The 26600-nt window shown below is 68.2% G+C and carries 18 protein-coding genes; 7 read left to right on the forward strand and 11 right to left on the reverse strand.

Going from position 1 to position 26600, the window contains the following annotated elements; all coding sequences use genetic code 11:
• Positions 1 to 148: 148 nt before the first annotated feature.
• The 10 genes from IFT60_RS00145 to IFT60_RS00190 all read right to left on the reverse strand — a co-directional run bounded on the left by IFT60_RS00145 (position 149) and on the right by IFT60_RS00190 (position 16613).
• A complete protein-coding gene (locus IFT60_RS00145) occupies positions 149 to 523 on the reverse strand; it encodes a response regulator (protein ID WP_192048197.1) in 375 nt (124 codons plus the stop codon).
• Positions 516 to 2099 (reverse strand): sensor histidine kinase, encoded by a 1584-nt coding sequence (locus IFT60_RS00150; RefSeq protein WP_192048199.1) that lies wholly within the window; start codon positions 2097 to 2099, stop codon positions 516 to 518. Before IFT60_RS00150 ends, IFT60_RS00145 begins: the two co-directional genes overlap by 8 nt.
• Positions 2100 to 2155: 56 nt before the next feature.
• Entirely contained in the window at positions 2156 to 2767 is a 612-nt protein-coding gene (locus IFT60_RS00155) for a response regulator (protein WP_192048201.1), read from the reverse strand.
• 2 nt (positions 2768 to 2769) lie between these two features.
• Positions 2770 to 5328, reverse strand: a complete 2559-nt coding sequence (locus tag IFT60_RS00160; protein ID WP_192048203.1) for a hybrid sensor histidine kinase/response regulator — start codon at positions 5326 to 5328, stop codon at positions 2770 to 2772.
• Between the two features lie 224 nt (positions 5329 to 5552).
• Positions 5553 to 7358, reverse strand: coding sequence for a glutathione-regulated potassium-efflux system protein KefC (gene kefC, locus IFT60_RS00165; RefSeq protein ID WP_192048205.1), 1806 nt, complete (start codon positions 7356 to 7358; stop codon positions 5553 to 5555).
• A 3-nt stretch (positions 7359 to 7361) separates the two neighbouring features.
• Positions 7362 to 7913 carry a glutathione-regulated potassium-efflux system oxidoreductase KefF gene (gene kefF / locus IFT60_RS00170; RefSeq protein ID WP_192048207.1) on the reverse strand — a complete coding sequence of 184 codons (552 nt, stop codon included), beginning with the start codon at positions 7911 to 7913 and terminating at the stop codon, positions 7362 to 7364.
• Positions 7914 to 8170: 257 nt separating this feature from the next.
• On the reverse strand, positions 8171 to 9859 hold the full coding sequence (locus IFT60_RS00175; protein WP_192048209.1) for a DUF11 domain-containing protein: 1689 nt from the start codon (positions 9857 to 9859) through the stop codon (positions 8171 to 8173).
• 10 nt (positions 9860 to 9869) lie between these two features.
• Entirely contained in the window at positions 9870 to 14678 is a 4809-nt protein-coding gene (locus IFT60_RS00180; protein WP_192048211.1) for an SdrD B-like domain-containing protein, read from the reverse strand.
• A 91-nt stretch (positions 14679 to 14769) separates the two neighbouring features.
• On the reverse strand, positions 14770 to 16098 hold the full coding sequence (locus IFT60_RS00185) for a DUF11 domain-containing protein (protein WP_192048213.1): 1329 nt from the start codon (positions 16096 to 16098) through the stop codon (positions 14770 to 14772).
• Positions 16099 to 16121: 23 nt separating this feature from the next.
• Positions 16122 to 16613, reverse strand: a complete 492-nt coding sequence (locus tag IFT60_RS00190; RefSeq protein WP_192048215.1) for a DUF11 domain-containing protein — start codon at positions 16611 to 16613, stop codon at positions 16122 to 16124.
• A 731-nt stretch (positions 16614 to 17344) separates the two neighbouring features.
• Here IFT60_RS00190 and IFT60_RS00195 point away from each other — a divergent pair.
• The 7 genes from IFT60_RS00195 (at position 17345) to IFT60_RS00225 (ending at position 25382) form a co-directional block, all read left to right on the forward strand.
• Complete coding sequence (locus IFT60_RS00195) at positions 17345 to 19042, forward strand: methyl-accepting chemotaxis protein (protein ID WP_192048217.1); 1698 nt, start codon at positions 17345 to 17347, stop codon at positions 19040 to 19042.
• The gene (locus IFT60_RS00200; protein WP_229510613.1) at positions 19042 to 19887 is read left to right on the forward strand and encodes a CheR family methyltransferase; all 846 of its coding nucleotides are present in this window, start codon (positions 19042 to 19044) and stop codon (positions 19885 to 19887) included. The genes IFT60_RS00195 and IFT60_RS00200 overlap by 1 nt, the downstream gene beginning before the upstream one ends.
• 2 nt (positions 19888 to 19889) lie before the next feature.
• Positions 19890 to 20390, forward strand: a complete 501-nt coding sequence (locus IFT60_RS00205; RefSeq protein WP_192048219.1) for a chemotaxis protein CheD — start codon at positions 19890 to 19892, stop codon at positions 20388 to 20390.
• A complete protein-coding gene (locus tag IFT60_RS00210; RefSeq protein WP_192048221.1) occupies positions 20387 to 21991 on the forward strand; it encodes a chemotaxis protein CheW in 1605 nt (534 codons plus the stop codon). The genes IFT60_RS00205 and IFT60_RS00210 overlap by 4 nt, the downstream gene beginning before the upstream one ends.
• Before the next feature lie 683 nt (positions 21992 to 22674).
• The gene (locus IFT60_RS00215; protein ID WP_192048223.1) at positions 22675 to 23844 is read left to right on the forward strand and encodes an exo-alpha-sialidase; all 1170 of its coding nucleotides are present in this window, start codon (positions 22675 to 22677) and stop codon (positions 23842 to 23844) included.
• Entirely contained in the window at positions 23844 to 24572 is a 729-nt protein-coding gene (locus IFT60_RS00220) for a hypothetical protein (RefSeq protein WP_192048225.1), read from the forward strand. The genes IFT60_RS00215 and IFT60_RS00220 overlap by 1 nt, the downstream gene beginning before the upstream one ends.
• A 3-nt stretch (positions 24573 to 24575) precedes the next feature.
• Entirely contained in the window at positions 24576 to 25382 is an 807-nt protein-coding gene (locus IFT60_RS00225) for a hypothetical protein (protein ID WP_192048227.1), read from the forward strand.
• Between the two features lie 75 nt (positions 25383 to 25457).
• Here the strand turns inward: IFT60_RS00225 and IFT60_RS00230 are convergent, their stop codons facing one another.
• Entirely contained in the window at positions 25458 to 26471 is a 1014-nt protein-coding gene (locus tag IFT60_RS00230; protein ID WP_192048230.1) for an aldo/keto reductase, read from the reverse strand.
• Positions 26472 to 26600: the final 129 nt, after the last annotated feature.

Raw genomic sequence — 26600 nt, forward strand, 5'->3', positions numbered from 1 at the left:
TATGCAATTTGCCACGAGTATTGCCTCGTAACAACGTATGAGCCAATCTTACAGGAGATTCGGCGTTCTTGACAGTGGAGCAAATTCCAGATGGCCTTTTGCCCGATGTTGCTATCGATTTTATCGATTTTGATCGAAGTTATCGAATTTACTGATTTTTATGGGCCAACAGTCCGGCGACCGTCTCCAGCAAGTCGCGCGGACTGAACGGCTTGACCACATAGCTGTCGGCGCCGGCCGCCAGGCCAGCGGCCAGGTCGGCCTGCTGGCCATAGGCGGACAGCAGCACGATGCGGATCGCCGCGGTCGCCGGGTCGCTTTTCAGCGCGCGGCATAGGTCGAGTCCGCTCTCGGCACCGAGCGACACGTCGAGCACGATCAGGCGTGGGCGGTCGCTGCGCACTTTGTCGAGGGCCTCGGCGCTCGTGCCGGCGGTTTCCACCCGGCCCAGGGTCAGCAGGCTGAGCCGGATCAGCAGGCGCAGTTCGCGCTGGTCGTCGACCACCAGGATTGGCTCAACCATGGGTCGCCTCGCCGGCTGCGGCGGCAGCGGCAGCAGGTACGCGCAGCGTCACCGTGGTACCGGCGCCCGGCGCCGACACCACGCCCATGCTGCCATTGTGGGCATGCAGGATCTCCTGCACGATGGCCATGCCGAGACCGGTGCCGCCGCTCTCCGGCGTGCCCGCGGCGCGGTAGAACGGTTCGGCGATGCGTGCCAGCTGTTCCGGGGTCATGCCGATGCCCTGGTCGCGCACGTCGATCAGTACCGCGGCCGCGCCCGGCGCCGGGTCCGTCCAGGCCCGCACCACGACCGGGGCAGTGGAGTAGGTGAGCGCATTCGCCAGCACGTTCGCGATCGCCGCCGGCAGCCGGTAGCGGTCCGCCGCCAGCGGCGGCAAGCCCGGTTCGCATTCGACGACCACGCGCGCGTTGTGGCCGAGCGGCTCGGTGCCGGCCAGCGCCTTGGCCAGCAGCGCTTCGAACGGTTCGGGTTCGATCTGCATTCCCGCGTGCCCGGCCGCCTCGATGCGCGCCAGGTCGAAGGTCTGGGTGACGACGGTCGACATCAGCTTCGCCTGCGCGTTCACGATCTCGAGCAGTTCGCGCGCGGTCGGCGCGTCGAAGTCGCGCTTGATCAGCAGTTCGGAAAAACCCATGATGCTTGCCAGCGGCGTGCGCAGTTCGTGCGCGGCATGGGTGAAGGTCTTGTGGCGCCGTTCGCCGGCGGCGCGCAGGCGCCAGTCCTGCTCCAGCCGCGGCGCGGCATCGCGCACGATGGCGGCGTAACGGCGCCGCCCGCCCAGCATGATCGCGCTGGCGGCGACGTCGAGCGGAAAGGTGCTGCCGTCGGCGCGGCGCGCGGTGACCTGGACCGCCAGCACTTCGCCATCCGCATGCGCCGCCAGCATCCCGGCGATCGACTCGACCGCGAGCGACTGAGCGCTGCGTCCGGCCAGCTGCTGCGGGTCGGCGCCGAACAGCGCCCCGGCGGCGGCGTTTGCCGACAACACCTTGGCGTCCTCGTCGAGCGTCAGCACGCCTTCCGGCAAGCGCTCGAGCAGGGCGCGCAGCCAGGTTTCGCTGTCGCGCTGCTGCGCCAGCGCGCGCCGCAGTTCGTCGGCGGCGAATTCATTGGTGACCATGGCGGCCAGGTCGCGCAGCAGCGTGCGCTCGTCGTCGCCGAAGCGGCGCGGCGCGCTGTCGAGCAGGCACAGGGTGCCGACCTTGCTGCCGTCGGGCGCCGCCAGCGGCGTGCCCGCATAAAAACGCACGCGCCCGCCCGAGACGAAGGGGTTGTCGGCGAAGCGTTCGTCGTTCAGGGCATCCTCGACCACCAGCACCGTGTCCTGCAGGATGGCGTGGGCGCAGAAGGTCATCTGGCGCGCCACTTCGGTTTCGGGCACGCCGATGCGCGACTTGAACCATTCGCGCTCGCCATCGATCAGGCCAACCACCGCGATCGGTACCCCGAACAGGCGCGCGGCCAGGCGCGTGATGCGGTCGAAGCGTTCCTCGGGGGCGGTGTCGAGCAGGTTCAGGTCGAGCAGGACCTGGAGGCGGTGTTGTTCGTCGGACGGGAGTGGCGGTGCAAGCATGGTGGTGACAATCGATCGTAAAGAACCGCAGGCGGCGGGAAGCCGCCCGCAAACCCTTATCCTGCCAGCGCCTTTTCGATGGCGGCGCGCAGCTGGTTGAAGGGTACCGGCTTGGGGAAGACCGGAATGTCGCCGGGCAGGCCCATCGAGTCGATCGTTGGCCGGTCCAGGCCGCTGACCACGATCACCGCCATGCCGGCGCAGCTGGCGTCGGCGCGCAGCGTGCGGATCATGCGGAAGCCGTCCATGCCGGGCATGGAGAGGTCGCTGACCAGCACGTCCGGCCGCTGCTCGCCGATGCGCAGCAGCGCTTCGAAGCCGTTGTGCGCCTTGATCAGGGTCAGGGGCAGGTTCCAGCCGGAGATCTCCAGTTCGTACAGGCGCAGCAGCATGGCGTCGTCGTCGACCAGCAGCAGCTTCTTGGTGCTGGGGGCGGGCGCCGGCGTGTCCGGCCCGGTGACGCCGCGCCGTTCGTTCACCAGCTTGTTCACGGATGCCATGGTGATGCGGCGGTGGCCGCCGGCCGTCTTCCATGCTTGCAGGGCGCCGTTTTCGACCCACAGCTGGACGGTGCGATGCGATACCCCGAGCAGCAGGGCGGCGTCCTTGGTGGAACAGAAATCGGCGGCGTTATAGGCGAGGTCGGGTTGTGCGTCAGGTTTTTGCATGATTACGAAGCGTTCGGCGCCGCAGCGGGTGCGGTCGATGCCGATGGTGGAATGGTTGCCGCTGAAGTGACAGCGCCCGGGGAGGCATTATCGTCGAGAACGGCGCACAGGGCGTCCAGGTTGACCGGCTTGACGAAATGGTGGTCGAAGCCGGCGCCGCGCGCCAGCACCTTGTCGTGCGCCTGGCCGTAGCCGGTGAGGGCGATGTAGCGCGTCGGACGTCCGTCCTGCAGCGCGCGCAGGCGCCGCACCAGGGCGTAGCCGTCGATGTCGGGCAAGCCGATGTCGAGGATGAAGACGTCGGGCCAGGCGGCCGCGGCGCGCTCGAGCGCGGCGCGCGAACCGTCCGCCGTCGCCACCCGATGGCCGAGCGCGCCCAGTATCTCGGCCAGCGACTGGGCGGCGTCGGTGTTGTCGTCGACCACCAGCAGGCGCTGTTGCCTAGAGGCCGGCATGGCGTGTTGCGCGGCCGGCGCCGCTGCGGGCGCGCCGGTGGCGACCAGCTCGAACACCACCCTGAAGGTGCTGCCGCGCCCGGCCCCGGCGCTGTGCGCCCCGACCCGGCCGCCGTGCAGCTGCACCAGGCTCTTGACCAGCGCCAGGCCGAGGCCAAGCCCGCCCTGCGAGCGGTCGGGCGTGCGCTCGGCCTGGGAAAACAGGTCGAACACGTGCGGCAGCATCTCGGGACCGATGCCGATGCCGTCGTCGCGCACGCTGATGGCGACTGCGCCATCCTGCACCGCGGCGGCGAGCGCGATGTTCCCGCCCTGCGGCGTGTATTTGGCGGCGTTGTTGAGCAGGTTGGACAGCACCTGCACCAGGCGCGTGCGGTCGCCCAGCATGCGCGCGCCGCCGTCCAGGCCCTCGAGGTCCGCCAGGTCGAGTTCGAAACGGTGGCCGCGCGCCTCGATCAGCGGGCGCGCCTGTTCGACCGCGCCCAGCACGACCGCGGCGACGTCGACCGGTTTGCGTTCGACCGCGACCAGGCCGCGCGTCACGCGCGAGACGTCGAGCAGGTCGTCCACCAGCGCCGTCATGTGGCGCACCTGGCGCGTGATCACTTCGCCCGCCTTGCGGATGCGCGCCTCGTTGGCGCCGGCCATCGTCAGCAGGCGCGCGGCATTGCTGATCGGCGCCAGCGGGTTGCGCAATTCGTGCGCCAGCATCGCCAGGAACTCGTCCTTGCGGCGCGCCGCCGCGCGCAGTTCGTTGGCATTGTCGGCCAGCGCGCGCTCGGCCGCGACCTGCTCGCCGATGTCGCGCGTCACCGCCACCACGCCGGCCAGGGCGCCGCCGGCATCCCGCATGGCCTGGGCGCGCACCAGGATCGTCCTGCGCACCCCCGGCATGCCGAAGGGTTCGATCTCGATCACGGCCTCGTCGGCCTCGCGTCCGGCCAGCACGCGCGCCACCGGCCAGTCGTGCGGCGCCAGCGCCCGCGCAGGCTCGGTACCGTCGCCGGGGAACCAGCCTCTACAGGCGCCATAGCCGGCCACGCCGCTGTCGGGCCGCTCCTCGCCCCAGATCGCACGGTCGGCGGCATTCGCCACCAGCATGCGTCCATCGGTGTCGGCGTAGGCGATGCCGACCGGGGCCGCGTCGAACAGGGCGTCGAGGCGGCGCAGCGCGTCCTCGGCGCGCAGCGTGGCCGCCGCCGCGCGTTCCTCGCTGGCGCTGCGCGCGGCTTCCGCCTCCTTGCGCGCAGTGATGTCGACTGCGATCCCGGCGAAGCGGCGCCCGCCGCTGACCGGGTCGGCGAATACCTTGCCGCGCGCATTGACCCAGACATCAAGGCCCGAGCGCTGCGGGATGCGGTAATCGATGTCGTAACGGGTATCGTCGCGGATCGCGTCCGCGATCGCGGCCACCACGCGCGCCCGGTCCTGCGGGTGGATCATGTCGGTGAAGCGTTCCAGTTCGGTGCCCGACAGCGCCAGCGCCGCGTCGACCTGGAACAGGCGCGCGAAGCGTTCGTCGACGTAGGTGGTGCCGTCGTCGAGGTCGTACGACCAGGTGCCGATGTTGCCCGAGGCTTCGAGCGAGAGCGCCAGGCGCTCTTCGGCTTCCTTGTGGCGCGCCAGCGCCAGCACTTTGCCGGTCACGTCGACGCAGGTGCAGAGCATGCCGCGCACACTGCCGCGTTCGTCGCGCAGCGGGCTGTACGAGAAGGTGAACCAGGCCGGTTCTGGATAGCCGTAGCGCTCGAGCGTGATCGCGTAGTCTTCGAAAAAGAAGGATTCGCCGTCCAGCACGCGGCGCACGTAGGGGCCGAGGGTGTCCCAGACTTCATGCCAGACCGCGCGGTAGGGCGCACCCAGGCTGTCCGCCTTTTTGCCCAGCATCGGCTCGTAGGGATCGTTGAAGAACAGGGTCAGGTCTTCGCCCCAGGCCAGGAAGGTCGGGAAGGCGGAGTTCAGGATGATGCCCAGGCTGGTGCGCAGCGCGGCGTCCCAGCCGGCGATCGGCCCGAGCGGGTGCCCCGACCAGTCGCGGTCGCGGATGCGGCGCCCGAGGCGTCCGCCATTGTCCAGGAACGCGTCCGGGTGCGCTTGCTCTTTCACGATCGCCCCCGGCGCAGAAACCGGGTATTGTACAGGCGCGGACGGCTCACCCGGCGTTCGCGACCGCAACAGGCGCGGGACGGCGGCGCGGTGCCAGCACATGTTTCGTTTTTACTGATTTCTTCCATGCGCCGATAGTACGGCATTTCGGCGGCGCACACAGTACGGGTTTGTAAGCGGTCAGCTCGTTGTTGCCTTAAGGATACAGTACAAACCACCGCGCCTTAATCCCAGCCGCGCTCGGATTCCTTTTCATAGTTCTTCAGGTCGCGCGCGAACATGTCGTTGAGTTCGTCACGGGCGCGCTTGGACATCGAGGCGTACTGCTCTCGGTCCTTGTAGAACGGGTAGACGGCATCGACGCTGGCCTTGTTATGCTCGCGGAATTTCAGGGTCGCCGCGCGCGCGCGGTAGGCGCCGTAGCCGAGCTGGCACAGCACGCGCCGTCCCAGCTGCAGGGCCGATTCGAAGGTTTCGCGCTCGATGATGGTGACGCCGCGGTCCATCAGCTGATAATAATGGGTGACGTTGCGCGCCCGCGCCAGGATCGGCAGGTCGGGGAAGTGTTCGCGTACGGCGTCGGCCAGGGCCAGGCTGTCCTCGATGTCGTCGATCGCCAGCACCAGCGCGCGCGCGTTGGCCGCCCCGGCCGCATGCAGCAGGTCGACCCGGGTGGCGTCGCCATAAAACACCTTCCAGCCGAAGCGGCGCAGCAGTTCGATCTGGTCGGGGTCGTGGTCGAGCACTGTGAGTTTGAACCGATTCGCGTTGAGCAGGCGCCCGACGATCTGGCCGAAGCGCCCGAAGCCGGCGATGATCACGTGGCCTTCGTCGCCCTCGATGGCGTCGGCCTCGCGCAGGTTCTGGCCGTGGTAGCGCGGCTCGAGCACCTTGTCGTGCAGGAGCAGCAGTAGCGGCGTGGTCACCATCGACAAGGCGACGGTCGCCACCAGGATCGAGCCCACTTCCGGCGTGAAGACGCGCGCCGCCCCGGCCGCGCCGAACACGACAAAGGCGAATTCCCCGCCTTGCGAGAGCAGGAACGCGAACAGCCAGCGCTGGCCGCGCGCGATGCCGAAGCGGGTCGACAGCGCGAACAGGACCGCGAGTTTCAGGACCAGGAAGCCCAGCACCAGGCCCAGGATCAGCCAGGGCTTCGACAGGAACACGCCGAAGTCGACCGCCATGCCGACCGCGATGAAGAACAGCCCGAGCAGCAAGCCCTTGAACGGTTCCAGGTCGGTTTCCAGCGCGTGGCGATACTCCGAATCCGCCAGCAGCACGCCGGCCATGAAGGCGCCCAGCGCCATCGACATGCCGACCCATTGCATCAGCAGGGAGATGGCGATCACCAGCAGCAGCGCGAACGCCGTGAAGATTTCGCGCATGCCGGATTTGGCGATGATGCGCAGGGCAGGGCGCACCAGGAAGCGGCCGGCCACGATGACGCCGACAATCACCGCGCCCAGGCGCGCGGCGTCGAGCCAGCCGTGTCCGGCGCCGCTGTCGGCCGCCGCCACGCCCAGCAAGGGAATCAGCGCGATCATCGGGATCGCGGCGATGTCCTGGAACAGCAGGATGGCGAAGCCGGCCTGTCCGGCCGGGGTGCCCATCAGGTTGCGTTCGCCCAGCGTCGCCAGCGCGATCGCGGTCGAGGACAGCGACAGCCCGAGCGCGCCCACCAGCGCCACCTGCCAACCGATCCCCACCAGCACGGCCGCGCCGCACAGCACGCCGGCCACGCCCAGCACCTGGGCCGCGCCCCAGCCGAAGATCGGCCGCCGCATCGACCACAGGCGCGCCGGTTCGAGCTCGAGGCCGATCAGGAACAGCAGCAGCACGACGCCGAATTCGGAAAAGTGCAGGATGGTTTCGACTTCGCGAATCAGTCCCAGGCCCCACGGACCGATCGCCATCCCGGCCAGCAGGTAGCCGAGCACGGCGCCCAGGCCGAGGCGCTTGGCCAAGGGGACTGCGACCACGGCGGCGGCCAGGTAGACGACGGCGTTCGCCAATAAGCTGTGTTCCATGTCTTATGCTTTCGATGGCGTGAGCAGGAACGCTTCCAGGCGCGCGCGGAAGGCGGCGATGTGGGCGTCGACGGCGGCATCCTCGGCGCCGTGGGCACCATGCAGGATATGCGGCGGCCACCACTCCATGCCGCACAAGAGGGCGGTCTGCTCGAAGGGCGGCAGGTAGGCCGCGAACGGGCGCCCGTGCCGTTCGCCGGCCCGGTAGGCTTCCTCGGGGCTGCCGGTCGTCACCGCCAGCCAGTAGCCCTTGCCGCGCAGCGCCGTGGCGCCGGGCCCGTAGGCCCAGCCGGCCACCAGCACGCTGTCGACCCATTCCTTCATCAGCGAGGGCATGCTGTACCAGCGGATCGGATGCAGGAACACGACCAGCTCGGCCGCTTCGAGCAGCGCCTGTTCGCGCGCGACGTCGATGTAAAAGTCGGGATAGGTCTCGTACAGGTCGTGCACCAGCACGCCCTCGATGGCGCGCGCGGCATCGGCCAGGCGGCGGTTGATGCGCGAGCGGTGCGGGGACGGGTGGGCGTACAGGACCAGGATGCGGGGGTTGGGCATGGGAGGGCGGCGTGTGGTGTTGTACAAATTGTACAGCTACCGGGCCGCTTCACGACAGTGCGGGGAACGATGCACAGACCCGTAGGGTGGACGGCTATACCTCTTCAGTTCGCGGCCCAGTAGCATTCGCGCCGTCCACGCGTTCAACCAGCCGATGATTCGTCGCGAAGTTTCATCGTGTGGTTGAACGCGTGGGCGGCATTCGGGCAGCAGAAATGCATATTCCAGGGTATAGCCGTCCACCCTACGGGTTTGTGCTACAGCACCCTTACCTTGATCTTCACCGTCCCGCTCGCTCCCGGCTGCAGGCTCCCCGTAAACCGCCACTCCACCAGGCCATCGCCTCCGGCCGCGGGCTGGGCGGCGATCGCGCAGCTGGCCAGGTCGGCCGGCAGGGCGCCGCATTCGGCGCCGACAAAGGCGGTAAAGGCCGGGGTGGCGTCGGTGATCGCCAGTCCTGACAAGGTGGTGGTGCCGCTGTTCTTGTATGCGATCTCGTAGGTGATCACGCTGCCGGGCACGGCATTCGCCTTGTTGGCGGACTTGGTGAGCTGGAAATCGTCGCAGGCCTGGCAGATGCCATTCACGGTGACCGTCATTTCGCCCAGGCCCACGCCGAGCAGTTTCAGGAGTGGATCGGCGACGCCAGTCAGCACCGGCGTCAGGATCGGCGACAGCGTGTCCACCACCAGCAGTTTCAGCACCGGCTGCAGCAAGCCGTTGAGCAGGTTCGTGACCGGCACCAGCAGGGCATCGAGCACGGTGCCGGTAAGGATGGTGGTGCGCAGCGACAGGTTGTTGACCAGGCTGTCGGTCAGGCCGGTAACGAACGCGGCACTGGTGCTGACGGTGCGGGTTTGCGGGAAGCTGCCGGACATCGTCACGCTGGTGGCGAAGGGCGCCTGGCCGCGCGCGGTCGTCTTGATCTCGATGGCGACGTTGATGCCGTTCAGGACCAGCTGGCCGATCTGGCCATAGCCGACGTCGGCGGCGGACAAGCGGCGCGTGCGGTTGAAGAACACGCTGTCGGGAATGCTGCCGAGGTAGATGTCGCCCACGCCGGGCGCCACCTGCAGCGTGACGGCCTTGGCGGCGGCGTCCACGGCCGCCAGGCTGCCTTCGCCGCGCGCCGCTTCCACGTAGACGTCGAGCTTGCCGATGGCGAGCGAGGCGCTGTTAACGCCGGCGACCTTTTTCAGGGCGTCGGTGACCGGGCTCAGGGTGACCAGGTCGAGTTTCAGCTTGAGGCGGATCGCCGCCGAGTGGAACTGGCTGCCGGTCGGGCCGCACACATACACCGGCGGCTCGATCACCTGGGCGTACAGCTGCAGGTTGTTGACCACGCCCAGCATGCCGAGCGCGCCGCCGGAAATGCCGATCGGGGTTGGCGTCGTCAGCATGTTGCGGTGGTTGTACAGCTGGATCAGGCCGGTGAGCATGTCGAGCGAATTGATGGTGGCGCCGGCCAGCGCGCCGGCATCGGTCGAGACCTTGAGCAGGTCGCCGACGCGCACGGTGGCATTCGCGTTGCCGAGCTGCGACTGCAACGCGTTCAGCACGCCGGCCAGGCTGGTCTTGGCCTCGAGCTGGGCCGCCACGCCGAGGGCGGCATTCACCTGGCCCAGGGTGACGCCGGTGCCGAGCGCCTGGGTCGGGCTCGAGACGTTCGCCTGCACCTTCAGTGCATTGAGGAAGTCGAGCAGCTTCACGTCGCCGCCGGCCAGGGCATTCCAGTCGGCCACCGACAGGTTGACGTTACTGCCGAGCAGGCCGCCGAGCATCGGGTTGAGCAGGGCGCTTTGCGTCGAATTCACGCTGGCCAGGCGCGGGCCGGCCGAGATGCAGGCGCCGGCCACGCAGGCGGCCTGGGCGGGCAACACTGCGAACAGGGCGCAGGCCAGCAAGAGGGCGCGCAGCCAGCTAAAACGGTTCGTCAAGGAGGTCATGGTCATTTCCTTAATTGAATGCGGACAGCATGCCGCCCAGGGCGCGCTCGTCGAATTTCATGCGCAGGCGCAGGTACACGCCCTTGGTGGTGGCGTCCGCGCCGGCCAGGTCGCGCTCCTTGAAGCCGAGCAGGTTGTAGCCGGCCGAGACCCAGACGTTTTGCTGCAGCTGGTAACCGGCTTCCAGGCCGAGGCCGAACTGGCGGCTCCGTTCTGCACCGCTGAACAAGACCTGGGCCACCGCGCCCACATCCCAGTCGCGGCCGATGTCGTGGGTGATGCGCGCGGCCAGCAGCTGGGCGGTGCCGCGGGTGTCGAGGCCGTTCGAGGCGTCGCGCACCTGCTTGGCGGCGTAACGGCCGCTCAGCACGGTGTCGACGGTCGGCTGCCAGTTAGCGGCCAGCGACACGGCGTGCACGGCGCGCTCGAGGTCGGCCGGGCCGTCGTCCGACTCCAGCTTGAACTCGTATTTCGCCAGGCCGTTGAAGCCGAGGCTGCCCGGCGCGCGGTAGGCGATGCCGCTTTGCAGCAGTTCGTTGACGCGCATGCTGCGGGTGGTGCGGCTGCGGTTGGCGGCGTAGGTGTTCTTGCCGAGGAAAGTGAACTCCTCGCTCAGCTTGTGGGCCAGGCCCAGGGTATTGAGGACGCTGTCGCTGTCTTCGCCATGGCGCAGTTCCAGGCGCACGTTGCCGCGCCACAGTGGATTGCGGGCGTAGTCGAGCGCGCCGGCGACGGCGATCGATTCGTTGGTAGCCGGGCCGCTCAGCACGCGCACGCGCTCGAAGCTGGTGTTGGCGCGCACGCCGGGCGCGATGGTCCACAGGTTGCGCAGGCCGATCGCCGCTTCGGCTTCTTTCGAGCCGAGATCCGAACCGCGCGCACGGTATTCCGAGAACACGCGGCCATCCTTCATGTAGTCCGAATCCATGCCGAACACGGTGGCGTTGCGCTGCTGGCCTTCGTTCAGCGCATAGTTCGAACCCAGGCTGCTGATCAGTTCATGGCGGCCATAGAAACGGCTGCCGCCGGCCAGGCGGTAATCGCCGCCGATGGCGACCATGCGGCGGGCACTGTCCTTGATGTCCTGCTCGCCTTCCAGCGAGACGCTGGCCTGCGGCAGGCCCGGGATCTGGGCGCTGGCCTTGGCGCGCACGCTGGTGAGATCGGGCTGGGCCAGCACCGTATTGGCGGCGGCGGTTTCCTGCGAGTGGCGCAGGCCGGCTTCGACGCGCACGCCGTTCTTGAAGGCGTAACCCACGCCGGCCTGCACGCCGTCGCGCGCGGCGCCGCTGACCACGTCTTCGGTGTGCAGGGCTTCCAGGTCCAGGCGCAGCTGTTCGTCGACCTTGTAGCCGGCGCGCAGGCCCGCTTCGACGCGGCCTTTCGGCAGCAGGGCCGACTGGTTGTCGAAGTGTTCGCTGGTACGCACCGCGAACAGGCGGCTTTCCAGCTTGCCGTCCTTGCGCACGGCTTCGATGCGGGCGGCATTGCCATCCTTGAGCTGTTTATCCATGCGCGCCGCTTCGACGATGACGGTGGTCTTGTCGTCCGGCTTGACGGTGGCGTTCACGCTGGACAGCGTGGTTTGGGCGATCGGGTTGCGGTCGGCAACGTAGCTGCCGCCGACGTCGACCATCGCACCGAGCTTGTATTGGGCTGCGGCACCGCCGACCCAGAACTGCGGTGCGCCCTGGTCGACTTCGTAGCTGATGCGCACCGACACCGGGTTCAGGTTGGCGTCCAGGCTGGCCACCGGGGCGCGGAACAGGATGCGGCCGGTGAGCGGCTCGATGTCGTAGTCGACATAGCGCACCTGGGTCACGTTAGACAGCACCACGCCGCTCTGGTTACGGTCGCGCACGACGAGTTCGACGCGCTCGCTGTTCAGCACCATCACGGCGCTGCCGGTGAGGTAGGGACCCGAGGTGCCGTTGGCGGCGATTTCCTCGACCATCTGGCGCGTGCTGTCGCGGCTGGCGAAAGCGTCCACGGTCAGGTTGCCGGTCTCGACATGGTGGCGCAGGCCGGTCAGGCTGCGGTTGTAGGCGCCCAGGCTGCGCGCCGGCGTGCTGCCCGGCGGCGTGAAGTCGCCGTACAGCAGCCACGACTTGTTGCGGTCGGCGCGCAGGTACATGCGGCTGGTCGACTGCGCTTCGAAACCGCGCTGAGCATCGTCGCCCAGGGTCGGATAGAAACCGGTCGGATCGACGTCGCGGAACAGCTTTTCCTGCTTTTCCTTGGTCGAATCGTAGGCCATGGTCAGCAGGGTGTCGTTGCCGACGCTGCCCTTCATGAAGAAGGCGGCGCGGGCGCCGGCCTCGGCTTCGTTGCCGTTGAATTTACCCGACACGCTGCGCAGGCTGTCCTCGAAGGCGTCGAACGAGCGGTTCGGATTGCTGACGTTGCCGCGAATGCGGTTCAGGCTGATGCTGCCTTCGACCACGCCGGCGGCGACCAGCGGGCGCAGGTCCGGCACGAAGCCGAGGGTGGTGCTGGTCTTGACCTGGCCGCTGGCGGCGGCGACGGTTGCTTCGCCGGCTTCCTGCGGCGCGCGCAGGGCGAATTCGGCCTGGCCGCCTTCGATGAAGGTTTGCACGCCCGCTTCGCGCGGATCGAGGTCGGCCTGCAGCCACTGGCCCAGGCTGGCGTCAAGGGTCACCGGGGTACGCTGCAGCACGGCCACGCCCCGGGCATCTTCCAGCTTGACAAGCACGGCCACCGCGCTGCGGCCATCGGCGGCCACCTTCGGCTGCGGCAGTTCGAGGCGCAGGCGCGCCAGGGCGCCCGGCACCACGACGTCGATGCGGCTGCTGCCGCGCGGGTTGCCGAAGGCGTCGACCTGGCGCAGTTCGATCACGTTCTTGCCGGCGTGCAGGGCGACGCCGACGAATTCCCAGCTTTCCAGCTGGCGCTCGGCGAGCTTGTTGCGCTGGCCGATGCGCGAGTCGGCGACGGCCTCGCCGTTCACCAGCAGCGCGAAGCGGGCGCCGAGCGCGCCCTTGACGCGCACGGTGGCCTGGTGCCCGGCCAGCACGGCGCCATCCTGCAGGTTGACGAAGCCGAGGCTGTTGTCGAACTGGGTCAAATCCAGCTGGGCCGGGGCGGCCTTGGCAGCGGGCGCCTGCACGGCTTCGGCAGCCTTGCCGTCGGCCTTGGCGGCCGCGCGGCGGGCGTTGATGTCGGCGCGCAGCGCCGGGCTGCAGCCGGCGATGGCGAAATCGGCGCGCGCGAGCTCGCCATCCTTGGCATCGACGAAACGGCTGCCGGCGTCGCCGCCATTGCGCTGGGCCAGCACCGACAGGGTGGCGCCGGCCGGCAGGGTCGACGGATCGAGCTTGGCGACGTGGGTGCGCGGGCGGGTTTCGGTGAAGCTGTATTTGCCGTCGAGGTCGGTGCGGCTGAAGCTGCCGTCTTCCAGGTAGATGCGCACGCCCGGCACGCCCGGCTCGTTCGCGTCCTGGATGCCGTTGCCGTCGCAGTCGGCAAACACTTTGCCGAGGATCACGCCCTTGTCGCTGAAGACGCCGGCTTCGACCTTGACCTTGGCGGCCGCGACCACGCTGGTAAAAGCGAGCGGGGCGGCGCTGGTGGCGCTGGCGCGGTTGATGCCGTCGCCTTGCAGGGCGCCGGCGCCGATGCGCACACGGTAGCGCAGCACGATGGTCGATCTGGCCGGCAGGGTGCCGACCGTGAATTGCAGCGCGGCGCCCGTGGCGCCGGCCGGATCGGCCACGGCCACGCCGTCCATGCGCACGCTGCCCGGCGCCAGGCGGAAGCCTGCCGGCAGCGCGTCGTCGACCTTCACGCCGACCAGTGCCTGCTCGGCGGTATTGTGCACACGGATGGTGTAGTCGACGAAATCGGCGATCTCGGCGGTGGCGCGCGAGGCGCTCTTTTCCAGGTACAGGGTGCCCGGCACGGAGTCGAGCGGGACGTCGATGGTCACGGCGCCGGTCGCTTCGCTGACGGTGAAGCTGCCGCCGAAAGAGCCGTACAGGTTGATTTCGCGGCCTTCCGGCAACGCGCCGGGCGCGACTTTCGATGGGAAGGTGTAATTGTTCGGGGCGACCACGGCCAGGCGGTACAGGCTCGGCGCGACCAGCGGGAAGTGATAGCGGCCATCGTTACCGGTGACGACCGTGCTCGGCAGCGGGGTGGCGCCGTCGGTATCGAACACCAGCGCGGCTTCGCCCGGACGGCCGCCGTTGCCCTGGCCGGTGACGTCGATCAGGGTGACGGTGGCGCCGCTCAGCAGCACGTTTGTCTTGCTGTCGAACACCACGCCGACCGGGTCGACCAGGATCGCGGCGGTGGCGACCTTGCTGCCGCAGCTGGCGATGGTCGCGGTCAGGGTGTCGTCCGCCATGACGTCGATGGCGCCGTTGCCGTCGCCGTTGCTCCATCCTGCGCCGGTGTTGCTGGCGGTCATGACTTGGGCGGTGATGTGGAACACGGCGCTGTCGACGTCGGTTTCTGCGGCGCGGTACGTCTGGGTGTCGCCGGTCTTTTGCGAGGTGATCGCCAGCGAAATGGTGTCGACCGCTTCCGGGTCGGCATCGCAGGCCGGCGCGGTGGCTTCGATGAACAGCTGGCGCCCGAAGGTCGTGACCGACGCCTGGGTCGCGTAGCTGGAATTGGTGTAGTAACGGATGGTTTCCGGCTGCATCGCGCGGACCACGTTCGATTTCAGGTTCACGCCATTGCCGAGCGCATTGACGTAGCCGGCGCTTGCCTGGTTGCGGATGGCGGCCTGGGCGCCGGTGCACACGACCAGTACGAGCAACAGAAAGAAAACGAAGTGGTCCAGGCGGTTCTTCATGGCGGAAACTCTGAAATTCGGGCGTAGGGGTCCCTGCCGCCGGCCTTTTCAGGAGCGGCGGAAAGGGAATTCTTGTTATTGGGGGTGGGTGTTACTGAGAAATGCGTACGCCGAAGGTCATCGTGCTCGACTGGCCCGGCTGCATGGTGCCGACGGTGGCCGAGATGGTGCCGAGCAGGTTGACGATCGGAGCGATGATGGCGCCGGTCGTGTTGTTCGGCGCCGAGTGCCAGGTCGTGTAGGCCGGGATCGTGTCGCGGATGATCACGGTGTTGACGTCGCTGGCGCCGGTATTGGTGGCAGTGATCTGGTAGCGGATGCAGGCGCCGGGAACCGCACCGGTGGTGATGTTGTCGGCGCTGAACTCGGTATCGGCGACGCCGTCGCAGGTTTTGTCCAGGGCTTGCTTCTTGACCAGCGTCACTTGCACGGCTTCGTTCACGACGTTCACGGCCTGGTGGATGACGTCGCCCACGTTGTTGCTGGCCAGCGCGCGGAAGTAGATGTCGGTGGTGGCGGCGGTGGCGCCGGCGGCCACGGTCACGTCGGCGTAGACCATGCGGTAGGCGCCGCTGTTGACGGCCGCGTTGTTGATCGGGTTGCCGAAGCCATCCTTGAACACCACGGTCCAGCCGGCCGGCAGGTCGGTATTGGCGAAAGCGGCGCTGGTGCTGGCCTGCAGGTTGAAGGTTTCGTTGCTGCCGCCGGCATTGTTCAGGAACAGGGTGAAGCGCGTGGTCGCACCGGCGGTGGTGGTGTTGGTGATCACGGCCGTCGTCTCGGCGCCGGCGCCCGCGCCCTTGGCGCCATTGCCGGCCGCGTTGGCGGTGATGTCCATCTGGGCCGAGGCGGTGACGGTGGTGGTGTCGGTGCTGCTGGCCGTTACTTGCGGGTTGAAGGTGCTGGTGGCGGTGACGGTCAGTTCGTTGTTGGTGCCCGGGGCGGCGTTCGCCGGCAGGGTTGCCACGGCAACGAAGCGGAAAGTTTCGCCGGCCGGCAAGCTGCCGCTGCTGGTGATCGGGGTGGCGTTGTCGGCAATGCCGTCGCCGTTGGCGTCGGCATAGAACACGACGTTGGCCATGGCGAAGGCGCCGTTGTTGCTCGCGCTCAGGGTAAAGGTGTCGGCGCCGTTGCCGGTATTGCTGAGGCTATGCGCATACACGACCTGGGCGCTGGCGGCGGCGTTCTTGGCCGAGCCATCGCCCATGCCCGCGCTGCCGACCTGCTGGACGACGGTGACCACCGTGTTCGACACGGCGGTATGGCCGCGCAGCAGCGAGTCGAGGTAGACGGCGCTGGCCTGGTTGGTGATTTCGGTGCCGGCGGCGGTGGCGGCATGGGCGCCGGACGAGGCCAGGACGAGCATCGAGGCGGCCAGGGCCAGGCGCGTGACGCGCGGGGAAGCGAAGTGCTTGTTCATGTTGTTATTCCTCTACAGATAAATCAGGGTTGGGCTGGCGCGCCTGCGAGGCGCATACGGGATTTGACGGTGACGGCGGCGCCGGCGGGCAGGTCGCCCAGGTCCCAGCGCAGGAAGCGGTATTCGGAAACGGGGACGACTTCGGTAACCCGGCGTCCTTCGCGCATGACGTCGCGGGTCAAAGGCGCCGGCGCGTAGGTCTTGCCGTCCAGGCTGGCTTCGACCGCGGCGGGGAGGGCGCTGCCGGCCAGGTAAGCCATGCCGCTCGCCGGAACCGGCAGCACCGCCTTGATCTGGCGCGCCGGGGTGGTGCCGCCGTTGCGGTAGGTCACCTGGTATTCGATGGTGTCACCCGGCAAGGCGCGGGTGGTCGGCATCAGCTTGGCGTCCTTGCCACTGCCGGCGACCTGGAAGGCCTGCAGGGTGACGTCGACGCCGCCGGCGCCGGTGGCAGCAGCGAACGCCGCGTTCAGCTGGAACAGGCACAGGGCCAGGAAGAGAAAGACGCGATGCACAAAAGCTCCGGTAATCGAAAACCGCCCGCTGGAATGGCCCCGGTGGCGAAGGCCGTCAGAGGGTTTCGAATTTGCCGAATTTTTCTGACGAGCGAATAGTATCGGTTTTGCTGATTTGCTGTAAAGAAAAATATTGCACGAGAGTATTAACGTTGCTTTGGTGCATCATAAGACGATCAGCGAGCGGTCACCTGTAACAGCCGTGCAGTAGGGTGGGCGCCCCGGGCCCACGCGTACCTGCCCATCCTTTCCCGCCTGCTGCACGGATTCCGGCACCATGCGAGCCGATCACTGCCATCGCTATATAAGCCGTACATAAGGCGTGGGCTCGGGGTCCTACGCGGACCAGCCCACCCTACAGTGCACAGCAGCCAGCGCAGGGAACCGCCTGTACAAACCTAGCTCAGCTGTAGAAAATTTGGTGTCGTTCCGGGACCCATGATTCCGTCCTCCAGCTCAGCAATATTAAATTTGGTCAGCTTGCTTTTTTGACTCGACCACCCCTCTTAGCTCAGCTGTAGAAAATTCGGTGCTAGCAAAACGCCATGAAATAGGCCCGTGTCACTGCATGTTGCCAAGCAACAACGGCAATAAATAATTTCGTAATTTACCGATTTCTGGATTTACTGATTTGTTGATTTGCGGCATCATTGACCCTGCTGACTCGAGCACTGCGTCAGCCCGCCTCTGGTGCCCAGCACCCGAGTTCTTCCGCCCTCAACAGGTCAGCCATGCATATCAGCACCCAAGAATCGAGCAACGCCGTTCACGAACTGCAAGCCATCCACCGCGCACTCAACCGGGCGCAAGCCGTGATCGAGTTCACGCTCGACGGGTATGTCACCCATGCCAACGATAATTTCCTGGCGGTGATGGGCTATAGCCTGGACGAGGTGGTCGGCCAGCACCATTCGATGTTCTGCGAGCCGTCGTTCGAACAGTCGGCGGCGTACGTGGATTTCTGGGCCGACCTGGCGGCGGGCAAGATCGAGCGCGCCGAATACAAGCGTATCGGCAAGGGCGGGCGCGAAATCTGGATCAACGCTTCCTACAATCCCGTGCTCGACCCCGAGGGCCGGGTCCACAAGATCATCAAGTTCGCCACCGACGTTTCGGCCGAGAAAGCGCGCAGCGTCGAGCTGGCCGGATTGGTGGCAGCCATGCGCAAGGCGCAGGCGGTGGTGGAATTCGACATGGACGGCATCCTGCTCGACGCCAACGAGAAGTTCCTCGACCTGATGGGCTACGCGATCGGCGACGTGCAGGGCGAACACCACCGCGTGTTCTGCGACGACGAGTATGCCGCCAGCCTGGCCTACCGCAAGTTCTGGCAGCAGCTGCAGCGCGGCGAGTACGACTGCGGCCGTTACCGCCGCCTCGGCAACGACGGCAAGGTGGTCTGGATCCAGGCCACCTACAACCCGATCCTCGACGCCAACGGCAAGCCGGTCAAGGTGGTCAAGTTCGCCACCGACATCACCGACCAGGTGCTGCTCGAGCAGCGCAGCGCCGCGCGCGCCATCGACGAGCAGCGCAAGGTGACCTTGTTGCTGGCGCAAGTGGCGCGCGCCTCGGCCGGCGACCTGACCGGCATGGCCGAGATCGAGGGCGACGAGCCGCTCGACCAGCTGGCGGCCGGCGTCATCAAAATGATCGCCGATCTGCGTGGCGTGATCGGCGAAGTCGTCGGCGCCGCCGGCAAGCTGTCCGGCTCCTCGCGCACCATCGCCGACCGCTCCAACGTGGTCGCGGCCAGCGCCCAGGCGCTCGGCGCCACCGTCGAACAGATGAACGCCTCGGTCGACGGCCTGACCGCCTCGATCGGCACGATCGCGCGCAGCACCGGCGACGCCGATGCGCTGGCCCAGGCCACCCGCAACGAAGCCGAGTCGGGCGCCAAGGCCGTGGCCAAGACCATCGAGGCGATGGGCCTGATCAACCAGTCGTCGGAAGACATCGCCGAGATCGTGAAAGTCATCGGCGAAATCGCCAGCCAGACCAACATGCTGGCCTTTAACGCCGCGATCGAAGCGGCGCGCGCCGGCGAACATGGCCTGGGTTTCTCGGTCGTGGCCGACGAAGTGCGCAAGCTGGCCGAGCGTTCCTCGCAGGCGACTAAGGAAATCTCCAAGCTGATCAACGAATCGGTACGCCGCGTGGTGCAGGGCAGCGACATTTCGCGCCAGGCCAGCGACGCCTTCGACCGTATCGCCTCGGGCGTGGAAAAAACCTCGCTGGCGATCTCCGACATTTCGCGCAGCGCCGACGAGCAGTCGCTCACCGCGCGCGAAGTGAGCGCCGCGATCGCCTACATCGCCCAGGAAACCGAACGTTCGGCCGGCTCCTGCGACAGCATCGCGCGCTCGACCGAAGGCCTCAACGAGAATGCCGAGCAGCTCAACCGCATCGTTTCGCGCTTCGTGGTCTGATGATGCCCGGGAACGCCTTCGATAACGCCGATCTGACCGGCGCCGACTTCGCCGCCCTGGCCAGCCTGGTGCGCGAACACACCGGCATCGCCATGCACGAGCACAAGCGCGTGCTGCTGCAGGGCCGCCTGCGTCCGCGCCTGCGTACCCTGGGCCTGGCCCGCTACGGCGACTACATCGCGCGCGTGCGCGCCGACCGCGCCGAGGTGCAAGCCTTCATCAACCTGGTGACGACCAACGACACCGCGTTCTTCCGTACCCCGGCCGTGTGGGACTACCTCGAGCGCGACTTCCTGCCGGGCTGGGTGGCGCAGCATCCGCAGCGCACCCTGCGCATCTGGTCGGCCGCCGCCGCCAGCGGCGAGGAAGCGTATTCTCTGGCGATGCTGTGCAGCGGCTTCCAGGCGCGCGCGCCGCAGCTCACATTCTCGATTACCGCCACCGACATCGACACCGCGGTGCTGGCCACGGCCGCCACGGGCCTCTATGAAGGCCGCACCGCGCAGCGCTTTGCCGACGCGCACCCGGAATTGGCGCGCACCCATTTCACGCCCGAGGGCGGCGCACTGCGCGCACGGCCGGAACTGCGCGCCCACGTTCGTTTCGGCGAGCACCACCTGCTGGCGCCGTGGCCGGGCGGCGCGCAATTCGACCTGGTCCTGCTGCGCAACGTGCTGATCTACTTCGACGAAGACAACCAGCAGCGCGTGCTGGGGCAGGTGCATGCCGCCATGGCTCCGGGCGCGCGCCTGATCCTCGGCGAACAGGAATCGATCACCCGCATCGCCACCCCGTTCGAATTCGAACAGGCCCACGTCTACCGCATCCGCCAGGAACACGCATAAATATGCATAACATCGTGCAATCCATCGACGCCACCCGCCACCACGTCTTCGCCGGCCAGATGCAGGTCGGCGCCGGCAGCGACGTTCTCACCGCGCTGCTGGGCTCCTGCGTCGGCATCGGCATGATCTGGCGGAACGGCCGCCGCTGCGGCCTGGCGCATTGCCTGCTGCCCGAGACCGATGCGGTTCAAGCTGATCTCGGCGCGCGCTACGTCAGCGAAGCGGTACCCGGCCTGCTGCGCGCGCTCGGCGTGCGGCGCGACCAGTACGACGAGGTCGAAGTCGTCGTCGCCGGCGGCGCCAGCATGCTGGCGGCGCTGCGCGGCCAGGAACCGATCGGGCGCCGCAACGTGACCGCGGCGCGCGAACACCTCACGCGGCGCGGGTTGCGCGTCAGTTTCCAGGACGTCGGCGGCCACCAGGGCCGGCGCATCAGCATCGATTGCGACAGCCAGCGCTATTCGGTGGTCGGCATCGGCGCCCCCACGGGAGTACTGCAATGATCGCCCACCAGGAGAACGCAGCCCAGCCGACGCTGGCGCAGTCGGCCCAAGCTGCACTGGCGGCGATGAATGCCGCGCGCGCGGAAGCGGCCCAGGTGCTGGCCGGCGCCGCCGGCATGGCGCTGTACGGCAGCTTCCTGCTCGGCGGCCAGGAATTCGCGCTGCCGGCGCTGTCGATCCGCGAAGTGGTCAACCTGCCCGAGCGGATCACCGCCTTGCCGCTGTCGCCGCCTTGCCTGGAAGGCATCTTCACGCTGCGCGGCGCCGCCATTCCGGTGATGAACCTGGCGCGCATCCTCGATCCCGCCGCGCCCGCCGTGCAGCCCGGCCAGCGCATCGCCATCCTCGACCACGACGGCGTCCAGGTCGGGCTGCTGTTCGACGCCACCGGCGAAGTGCTGCGCGTGCGTCCCGAGCAGCGCAGCAGCGTGCAGTACGCGCCCGGCGCTGGCCGCGCCGTGATTTGCGGCGCGCTGCTGCTGGACGAAGGACGGCGCCTGGTGCAGGTGCTCGATGCGAATGCGCTGATCCGGGTCGAGAACGTGCCGCAGGTGCGCTCGCTCGCGGCCGCGGCGCACGACGCCCAGCGCGCGCGCTTCCTGCGCCAGGCCGAAGGCCACAAGGCGATCGTGTTCCGCGCCGGCGCCACCACCTTCGCGCTGCCGATGCTGGCGGTGCAGGAAATCATCCGCGTCCCCGCCATCGAACCTTCGGCCATGCTCAGCGCGGTGTGCAAGGGCTGGTTCAACCTGCGCGGCCGGGCGGTCGGCGTGGTCGACTTCGGGGTGCTGCTGCAATGTGCAGCTGACGGCGCCGACGAGGCCGAGCGCCGCATCCTGGTGGTGCGCGTCGGCGACGACCTGCTCGGCTTGCTGGTCGATGCGGTCGAGGACGTGCGCGCCCATTTCGACAGCGATATCCTGCCGATCCCGATGCTCGGCACCGGCCGCGCCGCCATGTTCCGCGGCTGTCTGCCGCACCCGGACGGCGCCGACGCGCTGTTCCTGGCGCCCGAGCATATCTTTACGCAGGGTGAAGTCGCCGAGATCTGCGCCGGCCACGGCCGCCTGTACGGCGAACAGGCGGCGGCCGCCGTGCGCGGCGCCGGCACTGTGGCGCGGCGCCGGGTCTACCTCGCATTCTCCCTCGGCAGCGCCTGGGCCGCCGATATCGGCCAGGTGCGCGAGATCGTCCCCTACGGCACGATCGCGCTGCGCCCGCCGGGCATGCCGGACTGCGTCGAAGGCATGATGCAGCTGCGCCGGCAAATGCTGTGTGTGGTCGACCTGCGCCGCCTGTACGGCATGGCGCCGCTGGACGACCCCTCCGAGCGCCGCATCCTGGTGGTCGAGCACGACGGCGAAAGCTTCGGCCTGGTGGTCGACCGCGTCGACAGCATCCTGACGCTGTCCGACCGCGAGCGCCGCCCGGCGCCGACGCTCGGCCGCAACGGTGGTGGCAACGGCGCCGGCGCGCCCGACATGCGCCGCGACGTGGGCGAGGTGCTGGCGGTGGCGGGCGAGGAGGGCGACGAACACATCGTCTGCCTGTTCGACCGCGCGCGCTTCGCCGCCACCCTGCGCGCCCGCCTCGACGCCTGACCCGCGCCGGGCATTTCTCCCACCGGCGTACAGTAGGGTAGGCCGGGCGGCGAACCGCTCCGCCCACGCAGTCGTACCCATCCCACACCGCAGTGCCTGCGAGTGCGTTTCGACATGCGAACGCCGTACCGCGTGGGCAGAGCCCACCCTACGGACCGTGATATTCGTCCGTCAACATATTATTGAACAGTCGGTATCGCGCAAACCGTAGGGTGGGCTCTGCCCACGGCCGTTCTCCCGCACGCCGCAGCGCTCGCGAACGGCCACTTGCTCACGCGCACCAGTCGTACCGCTGAGAGCCGCAATGCTCGTAAATGCGCTTCGACATGCAAACGCCGTACCGCGTGGGCAGAGCGGATCGCCGCCCGGCCCACCCTACGGACCGCGAGATTCGTCGGACAACGATGTCATTGCCCGGTTTGTATCGTGCAAGCCGTAGGGTGTCTCGCATAACCGGCACGGGCACAATCCCTGTTGACGACCTGGCTATTTTCGATCGGTGTGCAGGGATTGCACGCAACAATCTCCCCCGTGCCCGGCCCATTTTTTTGCCAGCCTCGCCCGGTTGCCCCGATATCCGGCTAAAATCCCCGCTTTGCATTGTTTGCAGGCAAGATGCAGCAGCCGATCCCTGGTTTGCTTGCCGCGCCCGCCTGAACAGCCGATCCCTGCCATTACCCACCATGCACAGTACCCGCACCCTGCCGCTGCGCCGCTGGACCCGGACCACCGTCGTCTCCTTCCTGGCGGCGCTGGCCGTGCTGGCCGCGTTTGCGGCTGAAGCCGCGCGCTGGATGCGCGCCGCGCCGCCGCCGTCGCTGCTGTCTGCCGCGGCGGCCGACGCGCGCGGGCAGGCACGCCTCGTCGAACTGTCGCGCTCGCTGATTCCGATGCCGGCCAACACGCCGTCGGCGCACGCCAGTTCGCTCGCCAGCGCCAACGGCGCCCTGCTGGCCTTCTGGTGGGCCGGCAGCCGCGAGAGCGGTCCGGACGTGAAGGTGTACGCCTCGCGCTCGCGCAACGGCAAGTGGAGCGCGCCTTGGGTCGTGGCCAGCCGCGAATCGCTGGGACGCGCACTCGGCTTCGGCGTGCGCCGCATCGGCAACCCGGTCGCCTGGACCGCGCCCGACGGCGCCGTCCACCTGTACGTGGTCGCCACCGGCATGGGCGGATGGGCGGCGTCGCGCATCGCGCACATGGTGTCGCTGGACGACGGCGCCACCTTCGCCGTGCGTCGGCTGCTGCCGCTCTCGCCCCTGTTCAATACCAGTACCCTGGTGCGCACCGCGCCGGTCGCGGTCGCCGACGGCGGCTGGTGGCTGCCGGTCTACTTTGAACTGGGCATCAAGTATCCGATGGCGATGGCCTTCGATGCGCAGGGCGAACCGACCCGCGTCGTGCGCATCGGCGCGCGCATGTCGACGCTGCAGCCGACCATCGTGCCGGTGTCGCGTACCGAAGTACGCGCCTGGATGCGCGACGCCAGCGACGAACAGCGCGTGCAGCACGCGCGCAGCGGCGACGGCGGCGCCAGCTGGGAAGACTTGCCGGCCCTGGACATGCCCAACCACAGCACCTCGCTGGCGGCGCTGCGCCTCGCCAACGGCGACATCCTGATGCTGCATAACCACGTCGCCGCCAACGGCTCGTCGCGCAACATGCTGCGCCTGTCGATCTCGAGCGATGGCCAGGTCTGGCGCACGGTCGCCGATATCGCCAGCGGCAAAGCGGGCGACGAGTTCTCGTATCCGACCATGCACCAGGTCGGTGACACACTGCACATCACCTATACCCATCAGCGCGAAGCGATCGCGCATCACGCTTACCAGATCCATATCGGGAAGGATATCTGATGACCCTGCCGGAATTCGCGCTGCAGGCCGCCTATGGCCGGCTGTCATGGGCCATCGTGCTCGCCGCCGCAGTGGCGGCGCTGTTGCCAGCCACGCTGGGCCGGCGGCGTCCGGCCATCGCGGCGGTGCTGGGCGGCGCCGGCCTGCTGCTGGCATTCGGCGGCGAGGGCGGCGCGGCGTATTGGCTCGGCCTGACGTTCCAGTATCCGAGCGGCCTGCTGACCCTGTTGTGCCTGCTCAGCCTGCTCGCGCGCTGGAGCGGGACGGCGCCCGGCGCCCTGATACCGCGCTCGCTGGTGGCGCCGCTCGCGCTGGCCGGCACCGTGCTGTACCTCGACGCCATGGGCGTGCTGGCGCTGGGCCTGTATTACGCCGGTTTCGGCGCGCTGGCGGCGCCGCTGCTGGCCCTGTGCGGGGCGCTCGCTTGCGCGCTGGCGTTCGTGCGCGGCAGCGGCGGCCGCCAGCATGCCGCGCTGCTGGGCGCGCTCGTGCTGTTCAGCCTGCTACGCCTGCCGAGCGGCAACCTGTGGGATGCCGTGCTCGATCCGCTGCTGTGGGCCTGGGCGGTGGGCGCGGCGGTGCGCCAGGGCCTGCGCCGGCTGGCGCGCAGCAGGGCGCGCGGTGCTGCGGAACGTAACGAAGGTCGCGGCGCCGGCGACCTTGCGGCCGACGTGGCCGCGGCGCAGGTGGCGGCTCCGGTCGAATCGTTTTCATTAAGTAAGGAGTAGTACGTGGCAAATAACAAATGGCAGACCCATCCGGTCATCCTGATGGCGATCGCCATCAACGTCTTCATCCTCGGCCTGGCCGTCGCCTGGTCCGGTCCCGATACCAAGGCCTTGTGGCGCCTGCTGGGCGAAGATGGCATCGTCGAATGGATGCAGTTCCTCTGCTTCGCCGTGATCGCCGTGATGCTCGGCTTCGTGTTCGTCGAACGCCTGAAGCAGCCCGGTACGTCGAAGTTCGAACTGCTGGCGCTGGGCGGCCTGGCCGCGCTGGTAGCGCTGGCCGCGTTGGAGGAGGTCAGCTGGTTCCAGCGCGTGCTGGGCATCACCTCGCCCGAGTTCTTCGTCCAGAATAACCGCCAGGCGGAAACCAACCTGCACAACCTGGCGCTCGGCAGCGGCAGCCTGCACAAGACCGTGCTGCTCAAGCTGATCCTGGTCGCCGGCCTGACCCACAACCTGGTGCTGCCGTTCCTGGCGCGCAGCCGCCCGGGCCTGAAGCGCTGGATCGAGTCGATGGGCCTGTACCTGCCGCCGCTGGGCGCGTCGGTCATCTACATCGTGCTGGTGGTGCTGTCGCACCTCTTGATCGAACACCCGCGCAAGGGCGAGCTGGGCGAGATGTTCGGCGCCGTGCACTACCTGGCAACCGTGTTCTACGCCTATTACGTCGGCTTCGACTACGACAAGCCGGCCCTGTTCGGCGAAGGCGTGACCGGCCGCCGCCTGTCGGTGCTGTTCGCGGCGGCGATGGCTTTCCTGCTGCTGGTGTCCTGGCTGCTGGCTGCCGGCGTGGGCGCGACCGGCGCCTGAGCGCACGCTCATCGGAGCATGAAAAAAGCCGGGCAGCCCGGCTTTTTTTACGTCTGCATTGCGGGCGACCCAGGACTAAGCAGCCGTCGGCAGCGGCGCCTCCGGCGCCACCAGGCCCGCGCTCACCAGTTCCTGCCAGAACGCGGCCGGGATCGCCATCTCCATCAGGGTGGCGTTGCGCTGCAGGTGCTGCGGACTGCTGGCGCCGGGGATCGTCGCCGCCACGACCGGGTGCGCCGCGCCGAACTGCAGTGCCGCGGCGGCGAGGTCGACCCCGTGGCGCGCCGCCACCTGGCGCAGGCGCTCGCGCTGCTGGTGCTTGTCTTCGCTAGCCGGCATGTAGTCGTAATGGTCGCCGCCGGCCAGGAAGCCCGAGTTGAACGGCCCGCCCAGTACCACGCTCGCGCCGCGCGCCGCGCACAGCGGGAACAGTTCGGCCAGCGCCGTCGTTTCCATCAGCGTATAGCGTCCGGCAAGCAGGAAGACGTCGGGATCGGACGCCTCCAGCGCGCGCAGGCAGGGCTCGATCGTGTTCACGCCCATGCCCCAGCCCTTGATCACGCCTTCCTCGCGCAGTTTGACCAGGCCTTCGAAGGCGCCCCCGGGGCCGGCGGCAATGCGGATGTAGCGCTCGTAATCGTCGCGGCCGAAGGCGTCGGGCGAAAGGTCGTGCACGTAGACGATGTCGATGTGGCCGAGGGCGAGCCGCTGCAGGCTGTCTTCGACCGCGCGCCGCACGCCATCGCTCGTGTAGTCGATCACGCGCCGGAACGGCAGTGCCGAGACAAAGGGCGCGGCGATTTCGCCGACCGGGTCAGGCACCAGCAGGCGCCCGACCTTGGTCGAGAGCGTGTAGTCGGCGCGCGCGCGGCGGCGCAGGGCTTGCCCGAAGCGGTGCTCGGACAGGCCGGCGCCGTAATGCGGCGCGGTGTCGAAGTAGCGGATGCCGGCGTCCCAGGCGGCATCGACCGTGGTGCGCGCCGCCTCGTCGCTGGTGGTCTTGTACATGTCGCCCAGGCCGGTGCCGCCAAGGCCCAGGCGCGTGATCGGTCGGTAACGCTGGTTCACGATGCGTCCTTTTCTGTTCATGGAAGAGCGTCCATGATGCCCGCGGCGGTGCCGGGGCGGGCGCACGGTTGATTGGACGACAAAAAAGGCGCTGTCACCGTTCGCTATGGATGAGGATCGAACTGCGCGATGACAGCGCCAAAAAAAACC

Origin of the sequence: Massilia sp. CFBP 13721 (assembly GCF_014842025.1) — a bacterium.
Classification (GTDB): domain Bacteria; phylum Pseudomonadota; class Gammaproteobacteria; order Burkholderiales; family Burkholderiaceae_D; genus Telluria.

Excerpts from the sequence above, each read along its gene's own strand:
- IFT60_RS00145 (WP_192048197.1), bottom strand. The coding sequence starts at position 523 with ATGGTTGAGCCAATCCTGGTGGTCGACGACCAGCGCGAACTGCGCCTG.
- IFT60_RS00150 (WP_192048199.1), bottom strand. The coding sequence starts at position 2,099 with ATGCTTGCACCGCCACTCCCGTCCGACGAACAACACCGCCTCCAGGTC.
- IFT60_RS00155 (WP_192048201.1), bottom strand. The coding sequence starts at position 2,767 with ATGCAAAAACCTGACGCACAACCCGACCTCGCCTATAACGCCGCCGAT.
- kefC (WP_192048205.1), bottom strand. The coding sequence starts at position 7,358 with ATGGAACACAGCTTATTGGCGAACGCCGTCGTCTACCTGGCCGCCGCC.
- kefF (WP_192048207.1), bottom strand. The coding sequence starts at position 7,913 with ATGCCCAACCCCCGCATCCTGGTCCTGTACGCCCACCCGTCCCCGCAC.
- IFT60_RS00175 (WP_192048209.1), bottom strand. The coding sequence starts at position 9,859 with ATGACCTCCTTGACGAACCGTTTTAGCTGGCTGCGCGCCCTCTTGCTG.
- IFT60_RS00180 (WP_192048211.1), bottom strand. The coding sequence starts at position 14,678 with ATGAAGAACCGCCTGGACCACTTCGTTTTCTTTCTGTTGCTCGTACTG.
- IFT60_RS00185 (WP_192048213.1), bottom strand. The coding sequence starts at position 16,098 with ATGAACAAGCACTTCGCTTCCCCGCGCGTCACGCGCCTGGCCCTGGCC.
- IFT60_RS00195 (WP_192048217.1), top strand. The coding sequence starts at position 17,345 with ATGCATATCAGCACCCAAGAATCGAGCAACGCCGTTCACGAACTGCAA.
- IFT60_RS00200 (WP_229510613.1), top strand. The coding sequence starts at position 19,042 with ATGATGCCCGGGAACGCCTTCGATAACGCCGATCTGACCGGCGCCGAC.
- IFT60_RS00205 (WP_192048219.1), top strand. The coding sequence starts at position 19,890 with ATGCATAACATCGTGCAATCCATCGACGCCACCCGCCACCACGTCTTC.
- IFT60_RS00210 (WP_192048221.1), top strand. The coding sequence starts at position 20,387 with ATGATCGCCCACCAGGAGAACGCAGCCCAGCCGACGCTGGCGCAGTCG.
- IFT60_RS00215 (WP_192048223.1), top strand. The coding sequence starts at position 22,675 with ATGCACAGTACCCGCACCCTGCCGCTGCGCCGCTGGACCCGGACCACC.
- IFT60_RS00220 (WP_192048225.1), top strand. The coding sequence starts at position 23,844 with ATGACCCTGCCGGAATTCGCGCTGCAGGCCGCCTATGGCCGGCTGTCA.
- IFT60_RS00230 (WP_192048230.1), bottom strand. The coding sequence starts at position 26,471 with ATGAACAGAAAAGGACGCATCGTGAACCAGCGTTACCGACCGATCACG.